This is a genomic window from Luteimonas sp. 9C (assembly GCF_902506295.1).
In the GTDB taxonomy this organism is placed as follows: domain Bacteria; phylum Pseudomonadota; class Gammaproteobacteria; order Xanthomonadales; family Xanthomonadaceae; genus Luteimonas.
The window spans coordinates 1,546,942-1,567,762 of sequence record NZ_LR733312.1 but is presented as its reverse complement, the minus strand read 5'-3'; the positions used below and the strand labels follow the sequence as shown (position 1 = coordinate 1,567,762).

Sequence of the window (20,821 nt, the reverse complement as noted above, 5' to 3'; positions counted from 1 at the left end):
GGCGACGCCGTTGCCGGAGACGATGGGATCAGCCCGCGCCGCGCCGTCGGCGCAAGTCGCGCGCGAGCACCAGCACGATCATCAGGTTGAGCAGGAAAACACCCCAGGTCATCCAGTCCGGGTGCTGCCACAGCGCGTAGATCTCGAACGGTAGATACGCGGCCGCGCCGATCACGCCCAGCCACGAGGCCCACGCGCGATGACCCCACAGACCCCAGCCTTCGAACAGGCGCATGACCGCGTAGATCACTGCGACGCCGATGGCGATGTGCAGCCGTTCCGGGGTGATCGCATCGAGCATGGCGGTGCCGCTGCGCTCGGCATCGACACCGAAGCGTGCGAGTACGCGTTCGAGCTCGTGCTGCAGCGCGTCCGGGCCGATCGCCGCAAGGGCGCCGGCGACGAGCAGGGCGAAGACGCCCTTGGCGGCTTCGAACAGCGCGATCGCGCGCAGGCCTTTGTGGGTGTCGGTGCGATCGTCGGTCATCAGAACAGGGTGTCCTGTCGGGGTGGCGCGGGCAATGCCGCGCCGGTCAATGGCCACGCGCCGAGCGCGTCGTAGCGGCCACCGGGATTGAAGAGCAGCTCGAAAGTATCGACGACCAGTGCATCGCCGCTGCAGTCCACGGCATCGAGCCAGGGCTGCTGCGGCTGGTGTTTGTCGAGATAGGCCAGCGTGACATGCGGCTGATTCGTGACCTGTTCCGGTGCGATGCCGCAGCGGCGGATCGCGTCGCGCGTCGCATCGCAGAGCGCCTGCAATTCTGGGCAGCTGTGCGGCAGTGCGACCACGGCGCCCGACTGCGGCCAGTAGGCGAGACGATCGATCGTAAAGGCGTGCGCGGGTATACGAGCGGCGGCAGCGGCGAATGCAGCGTGCAAAGCCGGAGTGGCGAGGTGCGTGCCGTCACGGCCCACGAAACACAGCGTGACGTGCCACTGGTCGCTGCGCCGCACCTGCAAAGACGGCGCGCCCTCGGGGCGCGCCGTCTGCAGTCGTTGCGACACCGTCGCGAGCGCCGCCCGGCCGTCGGCACTGGGCCGCCACGCCGGGAACAGCGCCTGGCTCACGCGGCGCGGGACGCGCGCTTGCGATCGCTCTCGGTCAGGAACTTCTTGCGCAGGCGGATTTCCTTCGGCGTGACTTCGACCAGCTCGTCGTCGTCGATGAAATCCAGTGCCTGCTCCAGCGAGAACTTGATCGCCGGCGTCAGCGCGATGGCATCGTCCTTGCCCGAGGCGCGCATGTTGGTCAGCGGCTTGGTCTTGATCGCGTTGACGGTCAGGTCGTTGTCCTTGGAGTGGATACCGACCAGCTGACCCTCGTACACGTTGTCGCCCTCGGCGGCGAACAGCTTGCCGCGCTCCTGCAACGGACCGAGCGAATAGGCCGGCGTGGCGCCCGGCGCATTGGCGATCATCACGCCGTTGAGGCGCTTGGCGATCGCACCGGTCTCCTTCGGGCCGTAACGGTCGAACACGTGGAACAGCAGACCGCCGCCCTGGGTCAAGGTCTTGAACTCGTTCTGGAAGCCGATCAGGCCACGGGCCGGGATTTCATAGTCCAGGCGCACGCGCCCCTTGCCGTCCGATTCCATGTTCTTCAGCTGGCCCTTGCGGATGCCGAGCTTCTCCATCACGCCGCCCTGGTGCTGCTCTTCGACGTCGACCACCAGCTGTTCGATCGGCTCCATCATCTGGCCGTCGATTTCCTTGATGATCACTTCCGGGCGCGACACGGCGAGTTCGAAACCCTCGCGGCGCATGTTCTCGATCAGCACCGACAGGTGCAGTTCGCCGCGGCCCGAGACCAGGAACTTGTCCGCGTCCTCCAGCTGCTCGACCTTCAGCGCCACGTTGTGCACGGTCTCGCGCTCGAGGCGGTCCTTCAGCTGGCGGCTGGTCAGGAACTTGCCACCCGACAGATCCTTGTTGCCTGCGAACGGCGAGTTGTTGACCTGGAAGGTCATCGAGATCGTGGGCTCGTCGACGGTCAGTGCCGGCAGCGCTTCCGGGGTATCCAGCGCGCAGACCGTGTCGGAAATGGTCAGGTCCTGGATGCCGGAGATCGCGACGATGTCGCCGGCCTCGGCGGTGTCCTGCTCGATGCGTTCCAGGCCCAGGAAGCCCAGCACCTGCATCACCTTGCCCTGGCGCTTCTTGCCTTCGCGGCTGATGACCGAGACCGGCATGTTCTTCTTCAGGGTGCCGCGCTGGATGCGGCCGATGCCGATCACGCCGACGAAGTTGTTGTAGTCGAGCTGGCTGATGCGCATCTGGAAGGCGCCGTCCGGGTCGACTTCCGGCATCGGGGCGTGCTGCATGATCGCTTCGTACAGCGGGGTCATGTCGCCCGAACGCGCAGCGTCGTCGAGGCTCGCGTACCCGTGCAGCGCCGAGGCGTAGACGATCGGGAAGTCGAGCTGCTCGTTGGTCGCGCCGAGCTTGTCGAACAGGTCGAACACCTGGTCGATCACCCAGTCCGGACGCGCGCCCGGGCGGTCGATCTTGTTGACCACCACGATCGGCTTGAAGCCCATCGCGAACGCCTTCTGGGTCACGAAGCGCGTCTGCGGCATCGGGCCGTCCATCGCGTCGACGAGGATCAGCACGGTGTCCACCATCGACAGCACGCGCTCGACCTCACCGCCGAAGTCGGCGTGGCCCGGGGTATCGACGATGTTGATGCGGTTGCCGTTCCAGGTGATCGCCGTGTTCTTGGCGAGGATCGTGATGCCACGTTCCTTTTCCTGGTCGTTGCTGTCCATCACGCGCTCGGCGAGCACGGTGCGCTCGGAGAGCGTGCCCGACTGCTTCAGCAGGCAGTCGACGAGGGTGGTCTTGCCATGGTCGACGTGGGCGACGATGGCGATATTGCGCAGGCGTTCGATGGACATGGGCAAGGCTGCGCCAGAGTCGAAGACCGGGGCGCACAAGAGTCAGTGAAAGAGCCCCGCATTATAGCGTGTTGCGCTGCCGCATGGCGGACCGGCCCGGCGGCCGCTTGAAACCGGTCATCCGGGGCCGCATGTCGCGGGTTCGTCGGTACGCCGATGATTCTCCCTCCAACCAGGATTCCTCATGTCCCTGAACGCCGTATTCGATACCGACCGTGGCCAGATCACGGTCGAGCTGCATGCCGACAAGGCACCGCTGACCGTCGCCAACTTCGTCAATCTCGCCAAGCGTGGCTTCTACGATGGCCTCAGCTTCCATCGCGTGATCCCGGATTTCATGATCCAGGGCGGCTGCCCCGAGGGCTCCGGTCGCGGCGGTCCCGGCTACAAGTTCGAGGACGAGACCAACAATGGGGTCAAGCACGACCGGGGCGTGCTGTCGATGGCGAACGCGGGTCCGAACACCAACGGCAGCCAGTTCTTCATCACCCACATCAAGACCGACTGGCTCGACGGCAAGCACACCGTGTTCGGCAAGGTCACCGACGGTCTGGACGTGGTCGACGCCGTGAAGCAGGGCGATGCGATCAAGTCCATCAAGATCGAGGGCGACGTCGACGCCGCGCTGGCGGCCAAGGCCGACCGCGTCGCCGAGTGGAACAAGACACTCGCTGCGTAAGCGACACCGACAGGCCGGCCATTCGCCGGCCTGTTTTCTTTAGGGGAATGGAATGGCCTCGAACGGCACGCGGTGGTGCGGTCTGGTGTTGGCGGTGGGCGTCGGCGTGCTATCCGGTTGCGGGCCCGCTGGGCCCGATTCCAACGTCGACCGCGTGGGTCCTGATCTTGCGGATGCGTCGCAGGCGCAGGATCTCGAACGCAGCCTCGACGGCATCTGGAGCACCGACCGCTCGCAGAGCGACGATGCCGAAACGATCTACGCGATTCAATGGCAGGACGCGGACGGCCTGCGGATCCTGCGCGACGGCGTCCGGCTTGCAGGCGGGGTCGAGGATGTCGATGTCGCCAACCAGACGCTGGCCTACCGCGTCACCCGCGAGAACGGGCCCGACGAGACGGTGACCCTGCGCAAGGTGCAGGACGCGGCGTCCGGTGAGGGCTTTCGCCTGCGCGTCACCTGGGCGCAGGGCCAGGTCGAAACGCTGGGCTTCGTGCGCCGGTTGACCGAGCGTGATCACCAGGAACTCGTGCTGGCGATCCGCCAGGCCGACGTGCTGCCGGAGGCCGTGGCCTGCGGTGGCGACGCCCCGGCGGACAGCCTGCGGGCGACGCTGGCCTGCAGCGAGAGCGAGTTCGGCGAGCTCGATCGAAGCCTGCGGACGCAGCTGGTCGAACTGTCGGCGCGCTACCCCGATGGCGACCGCACCGCAGCCGCCGTGGTGAAGCAGCTCGATGCCTGCACGACGCCCGAATGTCTGCGCGACGCCTACGCGCAGTGGCAGACCTATTTCGACGACAACTACGACCTCGGCGACGTGCTCGATTACCTCTGAATCCGGCTCCGCGTGACCCCTGCGGCGGCAGTCGCCAGAGGGCTGCGTGGTACCATCTGCCGCCGAAAATCAGCGTTTCCGCCGCAGTCCCGACGCTTCTCGAAGAGAATTACCGATGCCCCAGCTCGCCGCGCGTACCGGTCGCGCCAAGCCCAGCGCCATCATGCAGGTCGCCGAACAGGCCAAGCGCCTGAAGGCCGAAGGCCGGGACATCATCAGCTTCTCGATCGGGGTGCCGAACTTCCTGCCCGGCCCGCACGTCTACGCGGCGGCGCGCGAGGCGCTCGACCACGACAGCGGCCAGTACGGCAGCAACCGCGGCAGCGACGCGCTGCTCGACGCCTTCATCGGCCATCTCGATCGCATCGGCCTGCCGGGCTACACCCGCGCGCACTGCGCCAGCGGCATCGGCGCCAAGCACATCCTCTACACGCTGGCCGAAGTGCTGCTCGACGAAGGCGACGGCTTCGCTTTCGCCACGCCGTACTGGACGACGTATCTGGACATCGCCGAGATCGTCGGCGCCGACATCCAGCTGCTGCCGTGCCCGCCCGAGCAGGACTACAAGCTCACCCCGGCGCAGCTCGATGCCGCGCTGGCACGTAAGCCCAAGGTCTTCCTGTTCAACAATCCGTCGAACCCGACCGGCATGGTCTACACGCGCGACGAGATCGCCGCGCTGGCCGACGTGCTGGTGCGCCATCCCGACACGTGGATCATCACCGACGACATCTACAACCGGATGGTCTTCGACGGCATCGGCTACCACAACGTGGTGCAGGCGCGGCCCGAACTGCGCGAGCGCACGATCTTCGTCGACTCGCTGTCCAAGACCTACGGCATGCCGGGCTGGCGCGTCGGCCTGCTGGCGGGTCCCGAAACCGTCGCAAAGGCCTTCGCGACGATGAACTCCAACCACATCACCAACGTGCCGGAAGTCGTGACCGCCGCCGCGGTCGCCGCGCTTTCCGGCCCGCAGGACGTGCCGACGGCCAAGTGCGCCGAGTTCCAGGCGCGCCGCGATGTGGTGATGGCGGCGCTGGTGGAGATTCCGGGCGTGGTCTGTCCGAAGCCGGCCGGCGCGTTCTATGTGTTTCCCGACATCAGCGTCGCGTTCGGCAAGTCGCACGGCGACCTGCGCATCGAAAGCGACGTCGACCTGTGCAACGCGCTGCTCGAAACCAAGGGCGTGGCCTGTGTGCCGGGTTCGGCGTTCGGCGAGCCGCGCGCCCTGCGCATCAGCTACACCTGTCCCGAAGCGCAGCTCGCGCCCGGGCTGGCCCGCATCCGCGAATTCTTCGCGGAGCTGACCTGACCGGCCGGCTTCCGCCGACCGGATGCTCCCCACCCACGTGACCGTTTGAACGAACGAGAGGATTGACGATGAAGAAGCCCGTCCGTGTTGCCGTGACCGGCGCTGCCGGCCAGATCGGCTATGCGCTGCTGTTCCGGATCGCCTCCGGCGAGATGCTGGGCAAGGACCAGCCGGTGATCCTGCAGCTGCTCGAACTGCCGATCGACAAGGCACAGGCCGCGCTGAAGGGCGTGATCATGGAGCTCGAGGATTGCGCGTTCCCGCTGCTGGCCGATGTCGTCGGCACCGACGATCCGGAAGTGGCGTTCAAGGACGCCGACATCGCCCTGCTGGTCGGCGCGCGTCCGCGCGGCCCGGGCATGGAGCGCAAGGATCTGCTGCTCGAGAACGCCAAGATCTTCACCGCGCAGGGCGCAGCGCTGAACAAGGTCGCCTCGCGTGACGTCAAGGTGCTGGTGGTCGGCAATCCGGCCAACACCAATGCCTACATCGCCATGAAATCGGCGCCGGATCTCAACCCGCGCAACTTCACCGCGATGCTGCGCCTCGACCACAACCGCGCGCTGAGCCAGCTGGCGACCAAGGCCGACGTGGCCGTGGGCGACATCGAGGGCCTGATCGTGTGGGGCAACCACAGCCCGACCATGTACCCGGACTACCGCTTCGCGACCGCGAAGGGCGTCAACCTCAAGGACAAGGTCAACGACGCGGACTGGAACGCCAACACCTTCATCCCGCAGGTCGGCAAGCGCGGCGCGGCGATCATCGAAGCCCGTGGCCTGTCCTCGGCCGCCTCGGCCGCCAACGCCGCGATCGACCACATCCACGACTGGGTGCTGGGCAGCAACGGCAAGTGGGTGACGATGGGCGTGCCGTCCGACGGCAGCTACGGCATTCCCGAAGGCGTGATCTTCGGCTTCGCGGTGACCACGCAGAACGGCGAGTACACGCTGGTCAAGGGCATCGAAGTCGACGACTTCAGCCAGAAGGCCATCGACAAGACCCTGGCCGAGCTCGAGGAAGAGCGCAGCGGCGTCGCGCATCTGCTCGGCTGATCGGCGCGTCTCTTGGAATCCCGCAGCGGAACGGCGCCAAGGATCGCCGTACTCGTGCCTTGTTACAACGAGGCATCGACGGTTGAGAAGGTGGTTGCCGATTTCACTGCGGCGATTCCGGGCGCGCGCGTCCATGTGTTCGATAACGGATCCTCGGATGACACGCGCGCGCTCGCGGAGCAAGCCGGTGCGCTGACCCGCTCCGTGACGCTTCGGGGCAAGGGCAATGTGGTACGCAGGATGTTCGCCGACGTCGAGGCGGACATCTATGTGCTGGTCGATGGCGACGACACGTACTCCGCCGCCGATGCAGCCAGACTGATCGACGGCGTGCATGCAGGGCACGACATGGTGGTAGCCCTGCGCGAGGCCACCGGCGATGCGGCCTACCGGGCTGGACATGTCCTCGGCAACCGCATGCTGACGGGATTTCTGTCGAGACTTTTCGGACGTCCCTGCCGCGACATTCTCTCCGGGTACCGGGCTTTTTCCCGCCGGTTCGTCAAAAGCTTTCCCGCCCATGCCGCGGGATTCGAGACGGAGACCGAGCTGACGGTTCACGCGCTTGAACTGCAGATGCAGGTGCTGGAAGTTCCGACGCCCTACAAGGAGCGTCCGGTTGGTTCGACCAGCAAGCTCAACACCTGGCGTGACGGGTTCCGCATTCTCCGCACGATGTTGACGCTGTTCGCGACGCAACGTCCCATCCCGTTCTACGGCGCAATCGGTGGCGGTCTGCTTCTGGCAGCTCTGGCCCTGGCAGGCCCGTTGCTGCTGACCTACCTCGAGACAGGGTTGGTCCCGCGACTGCCGACCGCGGTCCTCGTGGCGGCGCTGCTGGTGATCTCTGCCTTGTCGACGGTCATCGGCATTGTTCTAGATTCGGTTGCGCGCGCGCGTCTGGAACTCAAGCGGTTGGCGTATCTGCAGATTCCTGGCCCTTCATTGTCGGGCGGTCGGGCATCAGCAGACTGCTGAGCACGGCGAGGTTCGCGAATACGAACCACGAGAACGGGTGCAGATAACGGAACGACACGATGTGCGCGAACAGGACGTGGTTCGTGACCAGCCCGATCGACGCGAGTGCGAGCAACAGGTAGAACACGCGCTGGGGACGCCGCCAGCCGACAGCCGCAGTCAGCAGGCTCAGCGGCGCAAGCGCAAACAGGCAGAACGTGAGCCATGGCGTCGAGGCCGCGAAGAAACGACGCGCGGGCGTCTCACGTTTGTCGATGCCGGTGGGATCCCAGCCGGTCCAGGTCTTGATCAGCTCGATATCGTGCGCCGCGGGCGCGATCACGCCCTTGTCGTCGAGCATCCGCCAGTACACCCTGTCGTCATCGAAGTAACCTCCCATCGTGTCGAGATTCATTTCAAGAAGACCCAAGGGATCATCGAGCATTGCGCGCCGAGTGATGGTTCGGGCGACTGCCTCTGCGTTATCGCTATGTTTCTGCAACGCCGGCCACAGACCATCCGCCTCCCAGATGTGATGCCCTCGCTGCCAGTGATCCTGCAGTGGGCGTTTCACTTCCTTCAGGACTTCCCCGGACACGCCCGTCCCCTCGAAGTGTTCAGGGCGAATTAGCGGTGCCACGAGTCCGATGCGCATCATGCCGGTATAAGCCAAATAACCCGGTGGATAATGCGTTGCCCGACCATATGCGTGGACATAGGCCGTGTGTGTACTAATCAACAAAGCTGCAGCGACAAATACATGCCCGATCCTCTGCCTGCCCGATAGACGCGAGCTGTTCGCGGAAATCCACAAATAGAGCACGGGCATCACGACTGCGAGACCGATCGCGACCGGTAGAAAACTTGTTCGGAAGGCAGTGGCAGCAAGACCGCCGAGACAAGCCAGCAGGTACCAGCCGAGTCCCCCCGTGGCCAAGTAACGAGCAAACACGAGCACCGTTGTCACGAATGCGAGCAGGCCCAGCGTCTCCGCCATGACCATCCGTTCCATAAAGACCTGTGCGGGCTCAGTGGCAAGCAGCCACGCAGGCACGGCGGCCATCCAGTACCGCAAGCCAAGTACAGAGCGCAGAAACACATAGAGAACCACGCAGGTCAGGATCGACCAGACCGCTTGGACCGCGATGATCGACACGGGAGGGCCGAACGGCAGCGCGACGAAGTGCAGCACCCATCCGTACAGGAAAGAGCGGCCACCGGCTCCGGTCAGCAAGGCTGCAGATTGCAAATACACCATCGAGTCTCCCATGTAGACCCGCAGGGTGGAATCCGCGATCAGCCAGACTGCTTTGATCAGTATCGCAATGACGACGACAGCCACTAGCTGGCGGGGTGAAAAGGTGCTTACGCTGGGTCGGTACATGGCGCTCATGACGTGTTCGGCGATCAGGATCTTGCGATTGTAGGCGACGCTGGCGAGGCGACACCTACTCCGACCAAGGTCGACAGGGCAGCATGCGCGCCGCGCGGTATGCTCGAACGCTCCGTCAGGCCGGGAGTGTCGACATGGGCTACGAGGACTTCCACCGCCGCTCCATCGAAGATCCCGAGGGGTTCTGGGGCGAGCAGGCGCAGGCGATCCACTGGCACAAGGCGCCGGATCGGATCCTCGATTACTCGAATCCGCCGTTCCGCAAGTGGTTTGCCGGCGGCGAGACCAACCTCTGCTACAACGCCGTCGACCGGCACCTCGATGCGCGCGGCGACCAGCTCGCACTCGTCGCGATCTCCACGGAAACCAACGAGACGCGCGAGATCAGCTACGCGCAGCTGTATCGGGAGGTCAACGATTTCGCGGCCGTGCTGAAAGCGCTCGGCGTCGAGCGTGGCGACCGCGTGGTCATCTACATGCCGAACATGGCCGAGGCCGTGTTCGCGATGCTGGCCTGCGCGCGCATCGGCGCGGTGCACTCGGTGGTCTTCGGCGGATTTGCCGCGCACAACCTGGCGCTGCGCATCGACGACGCCACGCCGAAACTGCTGATCGCCGCCGATGCCGGCAGCCGCGGCGGCAAAACGATTCCATACAAGCCGCTGGTCGATGCCGCGTGTGCGGAGGCGCAGGCCCCGCCGCCGCACGTGCTGATCATTGACCGCGGACTCGACCCCGGCTATGCGCGCGTCGAACGGCGCGACGTCGATTACGCGACCCTCCGCGCGCAGCACGCCGGCACCGATGTGCCGGTGGAATGGCTGGAGTCCAACGAACCCAGCTATCTGCTCTACACCTCCGGTACCACCGGCAAGCCAAAGGGCGTGCAGCGCGATGTCGGCGGCTATGCGGTCGCGATGGCGCTTTCGATGTGGTCGATCTACGACATCCGCCCGGGGCAGGTGATGTTCACCACGTCCGACGTGGGCTGGGCGGTCGGGCATTCCTACAACGTCTACGGCCCGCTGATCGCCGGCGCGACGGTCATTCTCTACGAAGGTCTGCCGACCAGTCCCGATGGCGGCATCTGGTGGAAGATCTGCGCCGACTACGGCGTGCGTACGATGTTCTCGTCGCCGACGGCGATCCGCGTACTGAAGAAACAGGACGCGAAATTCCTGACCCAGTACGACCTGTCGAAACTCGACTACCTGTTCCTGGCCGGCGAACCGCTCGACGAACCCACCGCGAGCTGGATCAGCACCGGCCTCGGCGGCACGACCATCGTCGACAACTACTGGCAGACCGAAACCGGCTGGCCGGTGCTGGCGTTGATGCCGGGCGTCGAAATGAAACCCGTCAAGTTCGGCTCGCCCGGCCTGCCCACGCCGGGCTACGACCTGCGCGTGATCGATGAAGCCACCGGCGAGCGGGTGCCACCCGGCGCCAAGGGTGTGCTGGTGATCCAGCCGCCGCTGCCGCCCGGCTGCATGACCACCGTGTGGAACGACGACGCGCGTTTTCTGTCGAGCTACTTCTCGCACTTCAAGGAGTTGCTCTACAGCTCACTGGACTGGGCGATCCAGGATGAGGACGGCTACACCTTCATCCTCGGCCGCACCGACGATGTCATCAACGTCGCCGGCCATCGACTCGGCACACGCGAGATCGAGGAATCGGTGTCCAGCCATCCGGCCGTCGCCGAGGCCGCGGTGATCGGCGTCGCCGACGAACTGAAGGGCCAGGTGCCGATCGTGTTCGTGACACTCAAGCAGGCATCGGTGGATGCGGACGCGCAGCACGCGACCGCGGGCGAGATGATGCGCACCGTCGCGGATCAGCTCGGCGCCGTCGCGCGACCGGCGCGGGTCTACGTGGTCAACGCCTTGCCGAAGACGCGTTCGGGCAAGCTGCTGCGGCGCTCGCTGCAGGCGTTGGCGGAAGCGCGCGATCCGGGGGATCTGTCGACGCTCGACGATCCGAATGCGCTGGAAGAAGTACGCCGCGTCCTGGCGCGGGGCGCGGACGCGGGCTGAGCCGTCATTCCGCCGGCGCGACGCCCGTGTACTGCGCGCGCGGCCGGATCAGCGTGCCGAGTTCCTGCTGCTCCAGCGCATGTGCCAGCCAGCCGGCGAGCCGGCCGGCGGCGAACATGCACAGCGCCGGCGTTGCCGGCAGGCCGTGCACGAAGCAGATCGCCGCGAGCATGCCGTCGATATTGGGCTGACGGCCGCTGGTCTCGGCGGCGGAATGGAGCACCGCCTCGACCTGTTGCATGCGTGTGTCGCCGGCATGACGCGCACGCAGCATCGCCAGCACTTCGGCGGCGCGCGGATCGCCGTCGGGATACAGCACATGATGGAAGCCGGGCAGGTCGTCGCCGCGTTGCCAGCGCTCGGCGACGAATTGCGCGGGCGAGGGCGCGTCGCAGGCCTCGCGGATCAGCGCATGCGCACGCGCAGTGGCGCCGCCGTGGCGCGGCCCGGACAGCGCCGCGAGTCCCGCGCAGACCGTCGCGTGCAGATGCGCGCCGGTGGACGCGACCACGCGCGCGGCGAACGCCGACACGTTGAGCTCGTGGTCGGCGCACAGCACCAGTGCCGCGCGTACGAGCTCGGCAAAGGCCGCATCGCCCGGGCGCCAGGCATCGGCGAGCAGGCTGTGCACCGGACGCGCGTCCGGTGAGCCTGCGACCAGCAGCGCCGCGTTCTGGCGCAGCAGCGTCGCCGCGACGCCGCGCTTGGCTGCGGGCGCGGCGCTCAGCGAATGCCGCAGGTCCGGTGCGAGCAGCGGGATCGCGGCCATCGCGCGTTCGATCGGCGGCAAGCCGGCATCGCGCGCGATCGCGGTGACGCGCGCGGGCCAGTCGCCGGCCTCGTTGTCGAACGGATCGACATCACCGCAGTCCCACAGCAGCCGCGCGGTGTCCTCGAGCGTGGCGCCGCTGCGCACCATCGCGACCGCGGACCGCCCGCGGTAGTAGGGGCTGTCGGGCCGGATCAGCGAGATCCGGGTCTCCAGCACCGGCAGGCCACGATCGAGACTCTGCGCCGCGCCACGCGCCGCGCCGCGGCCCGCACGCTTGCGCTGGGTCAGGCGCTCGACGTCCTGGCGCAGGTACATGCGGCTGCGATGGTCGGTGCCGGGGCGTGACGCCAGCAGGCCGCGGCTGACATAGGCGTAGAGCGTCGCGGTGCTGATGCCGAGTGCGGCGCAGGCCTGCGCCGCGGACATCAGGTCGCCATCGTTCGCATTCACAGTGAATTCCGATGTATTGATTGATTCGATCAAGATTGATCAACCAGTCGGATGGTGCCAGATTGCACGGCATCGCGGTACACCGCAGTCCCGGAGTCGACCCCATGTCCACCGTTTCCGCAGGCGCACGGTTCCGCGCCGCCCTGGCCGCCGAATCGCCGCTGCAGGTGATCGGCGCGATCAACGCCAACCACGCGCTGCTGGCGCAGCGCGCCGGCTTCCAGGCGATCTATCTTTCGGGCGGCGGCGTGGCGGCGGGCTCGCTGGGGTTGCCGGACCTGGGCATCAACACGCTCGAGGACGTGCTGATCGACGTGCGCCGCATCACCGACGTCTGCGACCTGCCGCTGCTGGTCGACATCGACACCGGCTTCGGCGCGAGCGCGTTCAACATCGAGCGCACGGTGAAGTCGCTGATCAAGGCGGGCGCCGCGGCGTGCCACATCGAAGACCAGGTCGGCGCCAAGCGCTGCGGCCATCGCCCGGGCAAGGAGATCGTGTCGCAGGGCGAGATGGTCGACCGGGTCAAGGCAGCGGCCGATGCGAAGACCGATCCCGACTTCTTCCTGATCGCGCGCACCGATGCGATCCAGGTCGATGGCGTGGACGCCGCGATCGAACGCGCCATCGCCTGCGTCGAAGCCGGCGCCGACGGCATCTTCGCCGAGGCCGCCTACGACCTCGACACCTATCGCCGCTTCGTCGATGCGGTGAAGGTGCCGGTGCTGGCCAACATCACCGAGTTCGGTGCCACGCCGCTGTTCACCCGCGACGAACTGGCGTCTGCGGGCGTCGCGATCCAGCTGTTCCCGCTGTCCGCATTCCGCGCCGCGAACAAGGCCGCCGAAGCGGTGTACACCGCGGTGCGCCGTGATGGATCGCAGCAGGCCGTCGTCGAGACGATGCAGACCCGCGAGGAACTCTACGAGCGTATCGGCTACCACGCCTTCGAGCAGCGCCTCGACGCGCTGTTCGCATCCAACAAGAAGTAAGCGACTCCCGATCTTTCCATCCGTGCCTGCGGGCATCCAACGGAGATTACAGATGAGCGACACCGCCACCACCGCCCCCGGCTTCAAGCCGAAGAAGTCCGTCGCGCTGAGCGGCACGGCCGCCGGCAACACCGCGCTGTGTACCGTCGGCCGCAGCGGCAACGATCTGCACTACCGCGGCTACGACATCCTCGATCTCGCGCGCACCAGCGAATTCGAGGAGATCGCCTATCTGCTGGTCCACGGCAAGCTGCCGACCGAAGCGGAACTGCGCGGCTACAAGGCCAAGCTCAAGTCCCTGCGCGGCATTCCGGCGGCGGTCAAGGCCGCGCTGGAAGAGCTGCCGCCATCGGCGCACCCGATGGACGTCATGCGCACCGGCGTGTCGGTGCTCGGCTGCGTTGCGCCGGAGAAGGACGACCACAACCATCCGGGCGCGCGCGACATCGCCGACAAGCTGATGGCCTGCCTTGGTTCGATGCTGCTGTACTGGTACCACTGGAGCCACAACGGCCGCGCGATCGACGTCGAGACCGACGACGATTCGATCGGCGGGCACTTCCTGCATCTGCTGCACGGGCACGAGCCGCGCGAGTCCTGGGTCAAGGCGATGCACACCTCGCTGATCCTGTACGCGGAGCACGAGTTCAACGCCTCGACCTTCGCCTGCCGCGTCATCGCCGGCACCGGCAGCGACATGCACAGCGCGATCACCGGCGGCATCGGTGCGCTGCGCGGCCCCAAGCACGGCGGCGCGAACGAAGTCGCGTTCGAAGTGCAGAAGCGCTACGACACGCCCGACGAAGCGGAAGCCGACATCAAGGCGCGCGTGGAGAAGAAGGAAGTGATCATCGGCTTCGGCCACCCGGTCTACACCGTCAGCGATCCGCGCAACGAGGTCATCAAGCAGGTCGCCAAGGAACTGTCGGACGAAGTGGGCAGCCGCAAGATGTACGACATCGCCGAGCGCCTGGAAACGGTGATGTGGGACATCAAGAAGATGTTCCCGAACCTCGACTGGTTCAGCGCGGTGAGCTACCACATGATGGGCGTGCCGACGGCGATGTTCACGCCGCTCTTCGTGATCGCGCGCACCGCCGGCTGGAGCGCGCACGTCATCGAGCAGCGCATCGACGGCAAGATCATCCGCCCGAGCGCGCAGTACACCGGTCCCGAGGACCAGGCGTTCGTCCCGATCGCCGAGCGCACGTAATCCCGTCCTGCACAGGTCCCCGCACGCGCGGGGACCACGCGTTTCTGCTCCTTCCGGATCGTTGAAGCCAGCCATGAACAGCCAGCACCGCAAACCCCTTCCCGGCACCCAGCTCGACTGGTTCGACGCGCGCGCCGCCGTCGACGCGCTCGCGCCCGGCGCGTATGACCGCATGTCCTACACCGCGCGCGTGCACGCCGAAAACCTGGTGCGGCGCTGCGAACCGGCGCAGCTCGACGACGCGCTGCGCCAGCTGATCGAGCTGCGGCAGGACATCGACTTCCCGTGGTATCCGGCGCGCGTGGTCTGCCACGACATCCTCGGCCAGACCGCGCTCGTCGACCTCGCCGGTCTGCGCGATGCGATCGCCGACCAGGGCGGTGATCCCGCGAAGGTCAATCCGGTCGTGCCGGTACAGCTGATCGTCGACCACTCACTGGCAGTGGAATGCGGCGGTTACGACCCGGATGCGTTCATCCGCAACCGCGAGATCGAGGATCGCCGCAATGCCGACCGTTTCCACTTCATCGACTGGACCAAGCTCGCGTTCCACAACGTCGAGGTGATTCCGCCGGGCAACGGGATCATGCACCAGATCAACCTGGAGAAGATGTCGCCGGTGGTCTACGTCCAGGACGGCGTCGCGTTCCCGGATACCTGCGTCGGCACCGACAGCCACACGCCGCACGTCGATGCGCTGGGCGTGATCGCGATCGGCGTGGGCGGCCTCGAAGCCGAGAACGTCATGCTCGGCCGCGCCTCGTGGATGCGCACGCCGGAGATCGTCGGTGTCGAACTCGCAGGCCGTCCCGGACCGGGCATCACCGCGACCGACGTCGTGCTGGCGCTGACCGAATTCCTGCGCATTTCGAAGGTCGTCGGCGCATATCTGGAATTCCGCGGGCCGGGCGCGGCCGCGCTGTCGGTCGGCGATCGCGCGACGATCTCCAACATGGCGCCCGAGTACGGCGCGACCGCCGCGATGTTCTTCATCGATGACAACACGCTCGACTACCTGCGCCTGACCGGGCGCGAGGACACCCAGGTCGCGCTGGTCGAGACCTATGCGAAGGCCGCGGGCCTGTGGGCCGATTCGCTGGCCAGTGCCCAGTACGTACGCACGCTGCATTTCGACCTGTCGAGCGTGGTGCGCAACATGGCCGGGCCGTCGAATCCGCACAAGCGCGTGGCGACCCGCGATCTCGCCGCCAGCGGCATCGCCGGCGCGTGGGACATGCCGACCGACGGCACCATGCCCGACGGCGCGGTGATCATCGCCGCGATCACCAGCTGCACGAACACCTCGAACCCGCGCAACGTCATTGCCGCCGCGCTGCTGGCGCGCAACGCGAACGCGCGCGGCCTCACGCGCAAGCCCTGGGTCAAGAGCTCGCTCGCGCCGGGCTCCAAGGCCGTGCAGCTGTATCTGGAGGAAAGCGGCCTGCTGCCGGATCTCGAGCAGCTGGGCTTCGGCATCGTCGCGTTCGCCTGCACCACCTGCAACGGCATGAGCGGCGCGCTGGATCCCGCGATCCAGCAGGAGATCATCGACCGCGATCTGTATGCGACCGCCGTGCTCAGCGGCAACCGCAACTTCGACGGCCGCATCCATCCCTACGCCAAGCAGGCCTTCCTCGCGTCGCCGCCGCTGGTCATCGCGTATGCGATCGCCGGCACCGTGCGCTTCGACATCGAGAAGGACGTGCTCGGCATCGACCACGACGGCAACGCGGTCACGCTCAAGGATCTCTGGCCGTCGGATGAAGAGATCGATGCGGTGGTCAAGGCCAGCGTCAAGCCGGAACAGTTCCGCGCCGTCTACGGGCCGATGTTCAAGCTGCACGTCGACACCGGCGAGCGCGTCGCGCCGCTGTACGACTGGCGCGAGATGAGCACCTACATCCGCCGTCCGCCGTACTGGGAGGGTGCGCTGGCCGGCGCGCGCACGCTGACCGGCATGCGGCCGCTCGCGGTGCTCGGCGACAACATCACCACCGATCACCTGTCGCCGTCGAACGCGATCATGGCCGACAGCGCGGCCGGCGAGTACCTCGCCAAGATGGGCGTGCCGGAGGAGGACTTCAATTCCTACGCCACCCATCGCGGCGACCATCTGACCGCGCAGCGCGCCACGTTCGCCAACCCGAAACTCGTCAACGAGATGGCGATCGTCGACGGCACCGTGCGGCAAGGCTCGCTGTCGCGCATCGAGCCCGATGGGCAGGTCGTGCGCATGTGGGAAGCGATCGAGACCTACATGGAGCGCAAGCAGCCGCTGGTGATCATCGCCGGCGCCGACTACGGCCAGGGCAGCTCGCGCGACTGGGCGGCCAAGGGCGTGCGTCTGGCGGGCGTGGAGGCGATCGTCGCCGAAGGCTTCGAACGCATCCACCGCACCAACCTGATCGGCATGGGCGTGCTGCCGCTGGAATTCCAGCCCGGCGTGACCCGGCTGACGCTCGGCATCGACGGCACCGAAACCTTCGACGTCACCGGCGACCGTACCCCGCGCGCGATGCTGACCCTGGTGATCCATCGTCAGGACGGCACGCAGGCGTCGGTGCCGGTGATCTGCCGACTCGATACCGCGGAAGAAGTGTCGATCTACGAGGCGGGTGGGGTGCTGCAGCGGTTTGCGCAGGATTTTCTGGAGTCTTCGAAGGCGGTCTGAGGTAAGCGTAATGTCTTCGCCACCACGCGCGTTCTTTGCGGTCATGCCTTCCGAGCATTGGGTCGCAACAACGCTTCAGCGTCTGATCGAACTCGGCCTTGAGAAGGCGTTGGGTGGTGACATGTTCTCGCCTGAGAACTGGCACCAGTCGCTGTCGGAGAGGGTCTTCAATCCAACGGCGGAGCAATGCGAACGACTGCAACGTGTCGGCGCGAGCATCTCGGCGCACGCGTGCACGTTGCAGTTCAACCGAATCGAAGGGCCGGATCTCAAGAGTGATCGTCAGCACTGCACGCTGCGCGCGTTTGGCGTGCCCAAGGCATTCAAGATGCTGCGCGATGCGGTGAGAGCGGCGCTTGTCGAAGCTGATTTTGCAGAGATCGCGACCGGCGTGACACCGCACATCACCTTGAGCTACGAAGCCAAGAGGTCCTTCGCGAACATCACGATCGAGCCTCCCATTCCGTGGGCTCTCAGCGAGCTGTACCTCATCGTCGGCGGCGGAGATCCTTACCGTTACGAGGTAATTGGCCGCTGGCCATTGCTGCGCGAGCTGGACCCGCCAGTCGCGCAGGAAGAACTCTTCCAGTAACCCACCCGCCATTCAAGCCGGAATTCTTCATGGCATTTGCTCCCCAGCTCCGCATCCCCGCCACCTACATGCGCGGTGGCACCTCCAAAGGCGTGTTCTTCCGCCTCGAAGACCTGCCTGCCGCCGCGCAGGTGCCCAGCCCCGCGCGCGATGCGCTGCTGATGCGCGTGATCGGCTCGCCCGATCCCTACGCCAAGCACACCGACGGCATGGGCGGCGCGACGTCGTCGACGAGCAAGTGCGTGATCATCGGGCCGGCGTCGGTGCCGGATCACGACGTCGACTATCTCTACGGCCAGGTGTCGATCAACAGCGCGTTCGTCGACTGGAGCGGCAACTGCGGCAACCTCAGCACCGCGGTCGGCCCGTTCGCGATCGCCAACGGCTTCATCGATGCCTCGCGGATTCCGCGCGACGGCACCGTCGCGGTGCGCGTTTGGCAGGCGAACATCGGCAAGACCATCATCGTGCACGTGCCGGTCGCGGACGGGCAGGTGCAGGAGACCGGCGATTTCGAACTCGACGGCGTCACGTTCCCGGCGGCGGAGATCGTGCTGGAATTCGTCGATCCCGCAGACGAAGGCGAGGGCGGCGGCGCGATGTTTCCCACCGGCCAGCTCGTCGACGATCTCGACGTGCCGGGTGTCGGCACGCTGCGCGCGACGCTGATCAACGCGGGCATTCCAACGATCTTCATCGAGGCCGCGTCGATCGGTTATACCGGCGCCGAGCTGCAGGACGCGATCAACGGCGACGCGAAAGCGCTGGCGATGTTCGAGACGATCCGCGCGCACGGCGCGGTGCGCATGGGGCTGATCAGTGATGTCTCCGAGGCGTCGAAGCGCCAGCACACGCCCAAAGTCGCGTTCGTCGCGCCACCGCGCGATCACGTGGTGTCGAGTGGCAAGGCGATCGCGGCCGGCGACATCGATCTGCTGGTCCGCGCGCTGTCGATGGGCAAGCTGCACCACGCGATGATGGGCACGGCGGCGGTTGCGATCGGCACGGCCGCCGCGATTCCCGGCACGCTGGTGAACCTGGCGGCGGGCGGCGGCGCCCGCACGTCGGTGCGCTTCGGACATCCGTCGGGCACCTTGCGCGTCGGCGCGGAAGCGGTGCAGACCGACGGGCAATGGACCGTCGCCAGGGCGATCATGTCGCGCTCGGCGCGCGTGCTGATGGACGGCGCGGTGCGCGTGCCGGCCGACGTGTTCGAGTGAAGTCCCCAGCGCGAGGCGCATCCCTGCGCCGCGCGATGGCTTGACGCAGGACGCCTGGCGCGGCAGGGCGTCGCGTCGTCCACAGACGGTGTGGATGAAACGCTGGCAAGTCTGTGGATAAGCGGGGCGACGCCGCATCGGCAGCGCCCCGATTCGGGCTGGTGATTATTTCACCATCGAGCGGGCCGGCCCGCGAAGTTGCGCTTGACCCGCGCACGCAACCGTGCGGTCTCGGCGGCGCGCCGGTGGCTGGACTGCGGCGCGGGGACGAAGCCACGCGCCATGCCACCGCCGCAACGCGGGGCGGTCCTCAGATCAGGCCTTCGGCCGTCATCGCCTTGCGGACGCCATCGTCGGCGAGCATGCGTGCGTCGAATGCGTGCAGATTATCCAGCCCGCCCAGATCGAGCTTCAGGCGCTTGGCCCACTGCAGGGTCACGAACAGATACGGATCGGCGATCGAACGCGTGCCGACGAGGTAGTCGCGACCGTCCAGCTGTGCGTCGAGGCGCTCGTAATAGCCGCGGATCTTCTGCATCGCATGCCTGCGCGTGCGATCGACGGCGTCCGCGTCTTCCAGATATTTGGTGCTGCCGAACAGCGGGTGGAAGGCCGGGTGCAGATCGGCGTTGAGCAACGCCAGCCAGCGGTTGACCTCGGCGCGGCCCTGCAGCGAGCCGTCACCGCCGAGCTTCGCGTCGGAATGGCTGTCGGCCAGATACCCCAGGATCGCGGCGTTCTGGGTGAGCACCCAGTCGCCTTCGACCAGCACCGGCACCGCGCCGGCAGGATTGAGCGCGAGGAAGTCGGCTTCCTTCATCTGCGTCGCGTCGACGACGCGCGCTTCGAACGGCGCGCCGATCCACTGCAGCACGATGTGGTCGGCCAGCGAGCAGGCGCCGGGTTTGGTGTAGAGAATGCGCATGACGGTCCTGATGGCGAACGGGCCGTCATCATGCGCCGGGCGTCGCGGGCGGGGAAGCCGGCGAAGCGGCGCGACTCAGCCGCGCTCGCTGCCGGTCGTCGGACGCGCCGGGCGCAGGGACTGCACGCGCAGGAAGGTGTGGTCGCCGATCGTCGCCACCTGGTGCGCGGTGCGCCAGGACGGCGCCGCGATCGCATGGGCCATGAAGTGGCTCGCGCCGGGCACGACCTGACGGCGTTGCGCGGGCGGCAGCGACCAGTTGCGCTCCGACTCCAGCGCCACGCTGACCGCACGGGTCCAGGCATTGGTATTGGCGAGCTTGGTGTTCGGCGACAGGATCGTCGGCGCGAACTGCTTGCGCGCGGTGACCACCTCGCACATCGACTCGCCCCACAGCCCGCTCTCCTGGCGGCGCAGGGCCACCTCGGCGACGGCTTCCTGCCCGCGGACGGACTGGTCGCGGGCTTCCAGGTACACCGTCGTGCTCAGACAGAGCGAATCGGCGGCGGGGGGCGGCAGCACGGAGGCCAGCCACATCACCCATTCAAGTTTCATCAACGACTCCTTGCTGCGTTGCGCCGGGCCGCACGTCGTCGTCCTCCTTTCGAAAGACACGCAGACGACTGCGGAAACCGGCATGGCGTATTGGGGAGGGCGGCGGACTCTGTGGTGCGCTTGATCGCCCGGGCACCGAAGTCCGCAGAAGGCGGGTCGGGCCGGTGTTCCACCGAAGCGGGCGGAACGAAGAGACGGCACGGTAGCCGTGGTTTTTCGAATCAAACGTGAATGCGGGGCACTGGCGCCGCCGCCCTGCATGTG

18 protein-coding genes are annotated in these 20,821 nt (G+C 66.7%); 11 read left to right on the top strand and 7 right to left on the bottom strand.

The window, feature by feature from the left end:
- Positions 1 to 28 precede the first annotated feature (28 nt).
- From CURTO8I2_RS07070 to typA, 3 genes are read right to left on the bottom strand one after another with little or no spacing between them, the layout of a single operon-like run.
- Positions 29 to 487, bottom strand: a complete 459-nt coding sequence (locus CURTO8I2_RS07070) for a DUF2127 domain-containing protein (protein ID WP_159679858.1) — start codon at positions 485 to 487, stop codon at positions 29 to 31.
- Positions 487 to 1,071, bottom strand: coding sequence for a 2'-5' RNA ligase family protein (locus CURTO8I2_RS07065; protein ID WP_159679856.1), 585 nt, complete (start codon positions 1,069 to 1,071; stop codon positions 487 to 489). The genes CURTO8I2_RS07070 and CURTO8I2_RS07065 overlap by 1 nt, the downstream gene beginning before the upstream one ends.
- Complete coding sequence (gene typA, locus CURTO8I2_RS07060; RefSeq protein ID WP_159679854.1) at positions 1,068 to 2,897, bottom strand: translational GTPase TypA; 1,830 nt, start codon at positions 2,895 to 2,897, stop codon at positions 1,068 to 1,070. Before typA ends, CURTO8I2_RS07065 begins: the two co-directional genes overlap by 4 nt.
- Before the next feature lie 184 nt (positions 2,898 to 3,081).
- On the opposite strand from typA, the gene CURTO8I2_RS07055 reads away from it, so the two are divergent.
- The 5 genes from CURTO8I2_RS07055 to CURTO8I2_RS07035 all read left to right on the top strand — a co-directional run bounded on the left by CURTO8I2_RS07055 (position 3,082) and on the right by CURTO8I2_RS07035 (position 7,759).
- The gene (locus CURTO8I2_RS07055) at positions 3,082 to 3,576 is read left to right on the top strand and encodes a peptidylprolyl isomerase (RefSeq protein WP_159679853.1); all 495 of its coding nucleotides are present in this window, start codon (positions 3,082 to 3,084) and stop codon (positions 3,574 to 3,576) included.
- A gap of 154 nt (positions 3,577 to 3,730) precedes the next feature.
- Positions 3,731 to 4,411 carry a hypothetical protein gene (locus tag CURTO8I2_RS07050; RefSeq protein ID WP_159679851.1) on the top strand — a complete coding sequence of 227 codons (681 nt, stop codon included), beginning with the start codon at positions 3,731 to 3,733 and terminating at the stop codon, positions 4,409 to 4,411.
- 115 nt (positions 4,412 to 4,526) lie between these two features.
- The gene (locus CURTO8I2_RS07045; RefSeq protein WP_159679850.1) at positions 4,527 to 5,726 is read left to right on the top strand and encodes an aminotransferase class I/II-fold pyridoxal phosphate-dependent enzyme; all 1,200 of its coding nucleotides are present in this window, start codon (positions 4,527 to 4,529) and stop codon (positions 5,724 to 5,726) included.
- Between the two features lie 68 nt (positions 5,727 to 5,794).
- Positions 5,795 to 6,781, top strand: coding sequence for a malate dehydrogenase (locus CURTO8I2_RS07040; RefSeq protein ID WP_159679848.1), 987 nt, complete (start codon positions 5,795 to 5,797; stop codon positions 6,779 to 6,781).
- A 12-nt stretch (positions 6,782 to 6,793) separates the two neighbouring features.
- On the top strand, positions 6,794 to 7,759 hold the full coding sequence (locus CURTO8I2_RS07035; protein WP_159679847.1) for a glycosyltransferase: 966 nt from the start codon (positions 6,794 to 6,796) through the stop codon (positions 7,757 to 7,759).
- Here CURTO8I2_RS07035 and CURTO8I2_RS07030 read toward each other — a convergent pair.
- Positions 7,689 to 9,131: a glycosyltransferase family 39 protein gene (locus tag CURTO8I2_RS07030; RefSeq protein WP_159679845.1), complete on the bottom strand. Its 1,443-nt coding sequence runs from the start codon at positions 9,129 to 9,131 to the stop codon at positions 7,689 to 7,691. The genes CURTO8I2_RS07035 and CURTO8I2_RS07030 overlap by 71 nt on opposite strands.
- A 134-nt stretch (positions 9,132 to 9,265) precedes the next feature.
- Here CURTO8I2_RS07030 and prpE point away from each other — a divergent pair, with 134 nt between their 5' ends.
- Positions 9,266 to 11,167, top strand: a complete 1,902-nt coding sequence (gene prpE, locus CURTO8I2_RS07025) for a propionate--CoA ligase (RefSeq protein ID WP_159679843.1) — start codon at positions 9,266 to 9,268, stop codon at positions 11,165 to 11,167.
- Between the two features lie 4 nt (positions 11,168 to 11,171).
- On the opposite strand, the gene CURTO8I2_RS07020 is transcribed toward prpE, so the two are convergent.
- Positions 11,172 to 12,389: a citrate synthase family protein gene (locus CURTO8I2_RS07020; RefSeq protein ID WP_236551028.1), complete on the bottom strand. Its 1,218-nt coding sequence runs from the start codon at positions 12,387 to 12,389 to the stop codon at positions 11,172 to 11,174.
- 104 nt (positions 12,390 to 12,493) lie between these two features.
- On the opposite strand from CURTO8I2_RS07020, the gene prpB reads away from it, so the two are divergent.
- The 5 genes from prpB (at position 12,494) to prpF (ending at position 19,077) form a co-directional block, all read left to right on the top strand.
- Complete coding sequence (gene prpB, locus CURTO8I2_RS07015) at positions 12,494 to 13,381, top strand: methylisocitrate lyase (RefSeq protein ID WP_159679841.1); 888 nt, start codon at positions 12,494 to 12,496, stop codon at positions 13,379 to 13,381.
- A gap of 52 nt (positions 13,382 to 13,433) precedes the next feature.
- The gene (gene prpC, locus CURTO8I2_RS07010) at positions 13,434 to 14,594 is read left to right on the top strand and encodes a 2-methylcitrate synthase (RefSeq protein WP_159679839.1); all 1,161 of its coding nucleotides are present in this window, start codon (positions 13,434 to 13,436) and stop codon (positions 14,592 to 14,594) included.
- A 73-nt stretch (positions 14,595 to 14,667) separates the two neighbouring features.
- The gene (acnD, locus tag CURTO8I2_RS07005; protein WP_159679837.1) at positions 14,668 to 17,265 is read left to right on the top strand and encodes a Fe/S-dependent 2-methylisocitrate dehydratase AcnD; all 2,598 of its coding nucleotides are present in this window, start codon (positions 14,668 to 14,670) and stop codon (positions 17,263 to 17,265) included.
- Positions 17,266 to 17,275: 10 nt separating this feature from the next.
- Positions 17,276 to 17,857 (top strand): hypothetical protein, encoded by a 582-nt coding sequence (locus CURTO8I2_RS07000; RefSeq protein WP_159679835.1) that lies wholly within the window; start codon positions 17,276 to 17,278, stop codon positions 17,855 to 17,857.
- A gap of 29 nt (positions 17,858 to 17,886) precedes the next feature.
- Positions 17,887 to 19,077 (top strand): 2-methylaconitate cis-trans isomerase PrpF, encoded by a 1,191-nt coding sequence (prpF, locus tag CURTO8I2_RS06995; RefSeq protein ID WP_159679833.1) that lies wholly within the window; start codon positions 17,887 to 17,889, stop codon positions 19,075 to 19,077.
- Positions 19,078 to 19,387: 310 nt separating this feature from the next.
- Here prpF and CURTO8I2_RS06990 read toward each other — a convergent pair whose 3' ends face one another.
- Positions 19,388 to 20,002: a glutathione S-transferase N-terminal domain-containing protein gene (locus tag CURTO8I2_RS06990; RefSeq protein ID WP_159679831.1), complete on the bottom strand. Its 615-nt coding sequence runs from the start codon at positions 20,000 to 20,002 to the stop codon at positions 19,388 to 19,390.
- Positions 20,003 to 20,077: 75 nt separating this feature from the next.
- On the bottom strand, positions 20,078 to 20,557 hold the full coding sequence (locus CURTO8I2_RS06985) for a cell wall hydrolase (RefSeq protein WP_159679828.1): 480 nt from the start codon (positions 20,555 to 20,557) through the stop codon (positions 20,078 to 20,080).
- Positions 20,558 to 20,821: the final 264 nt, after the last annotated feature.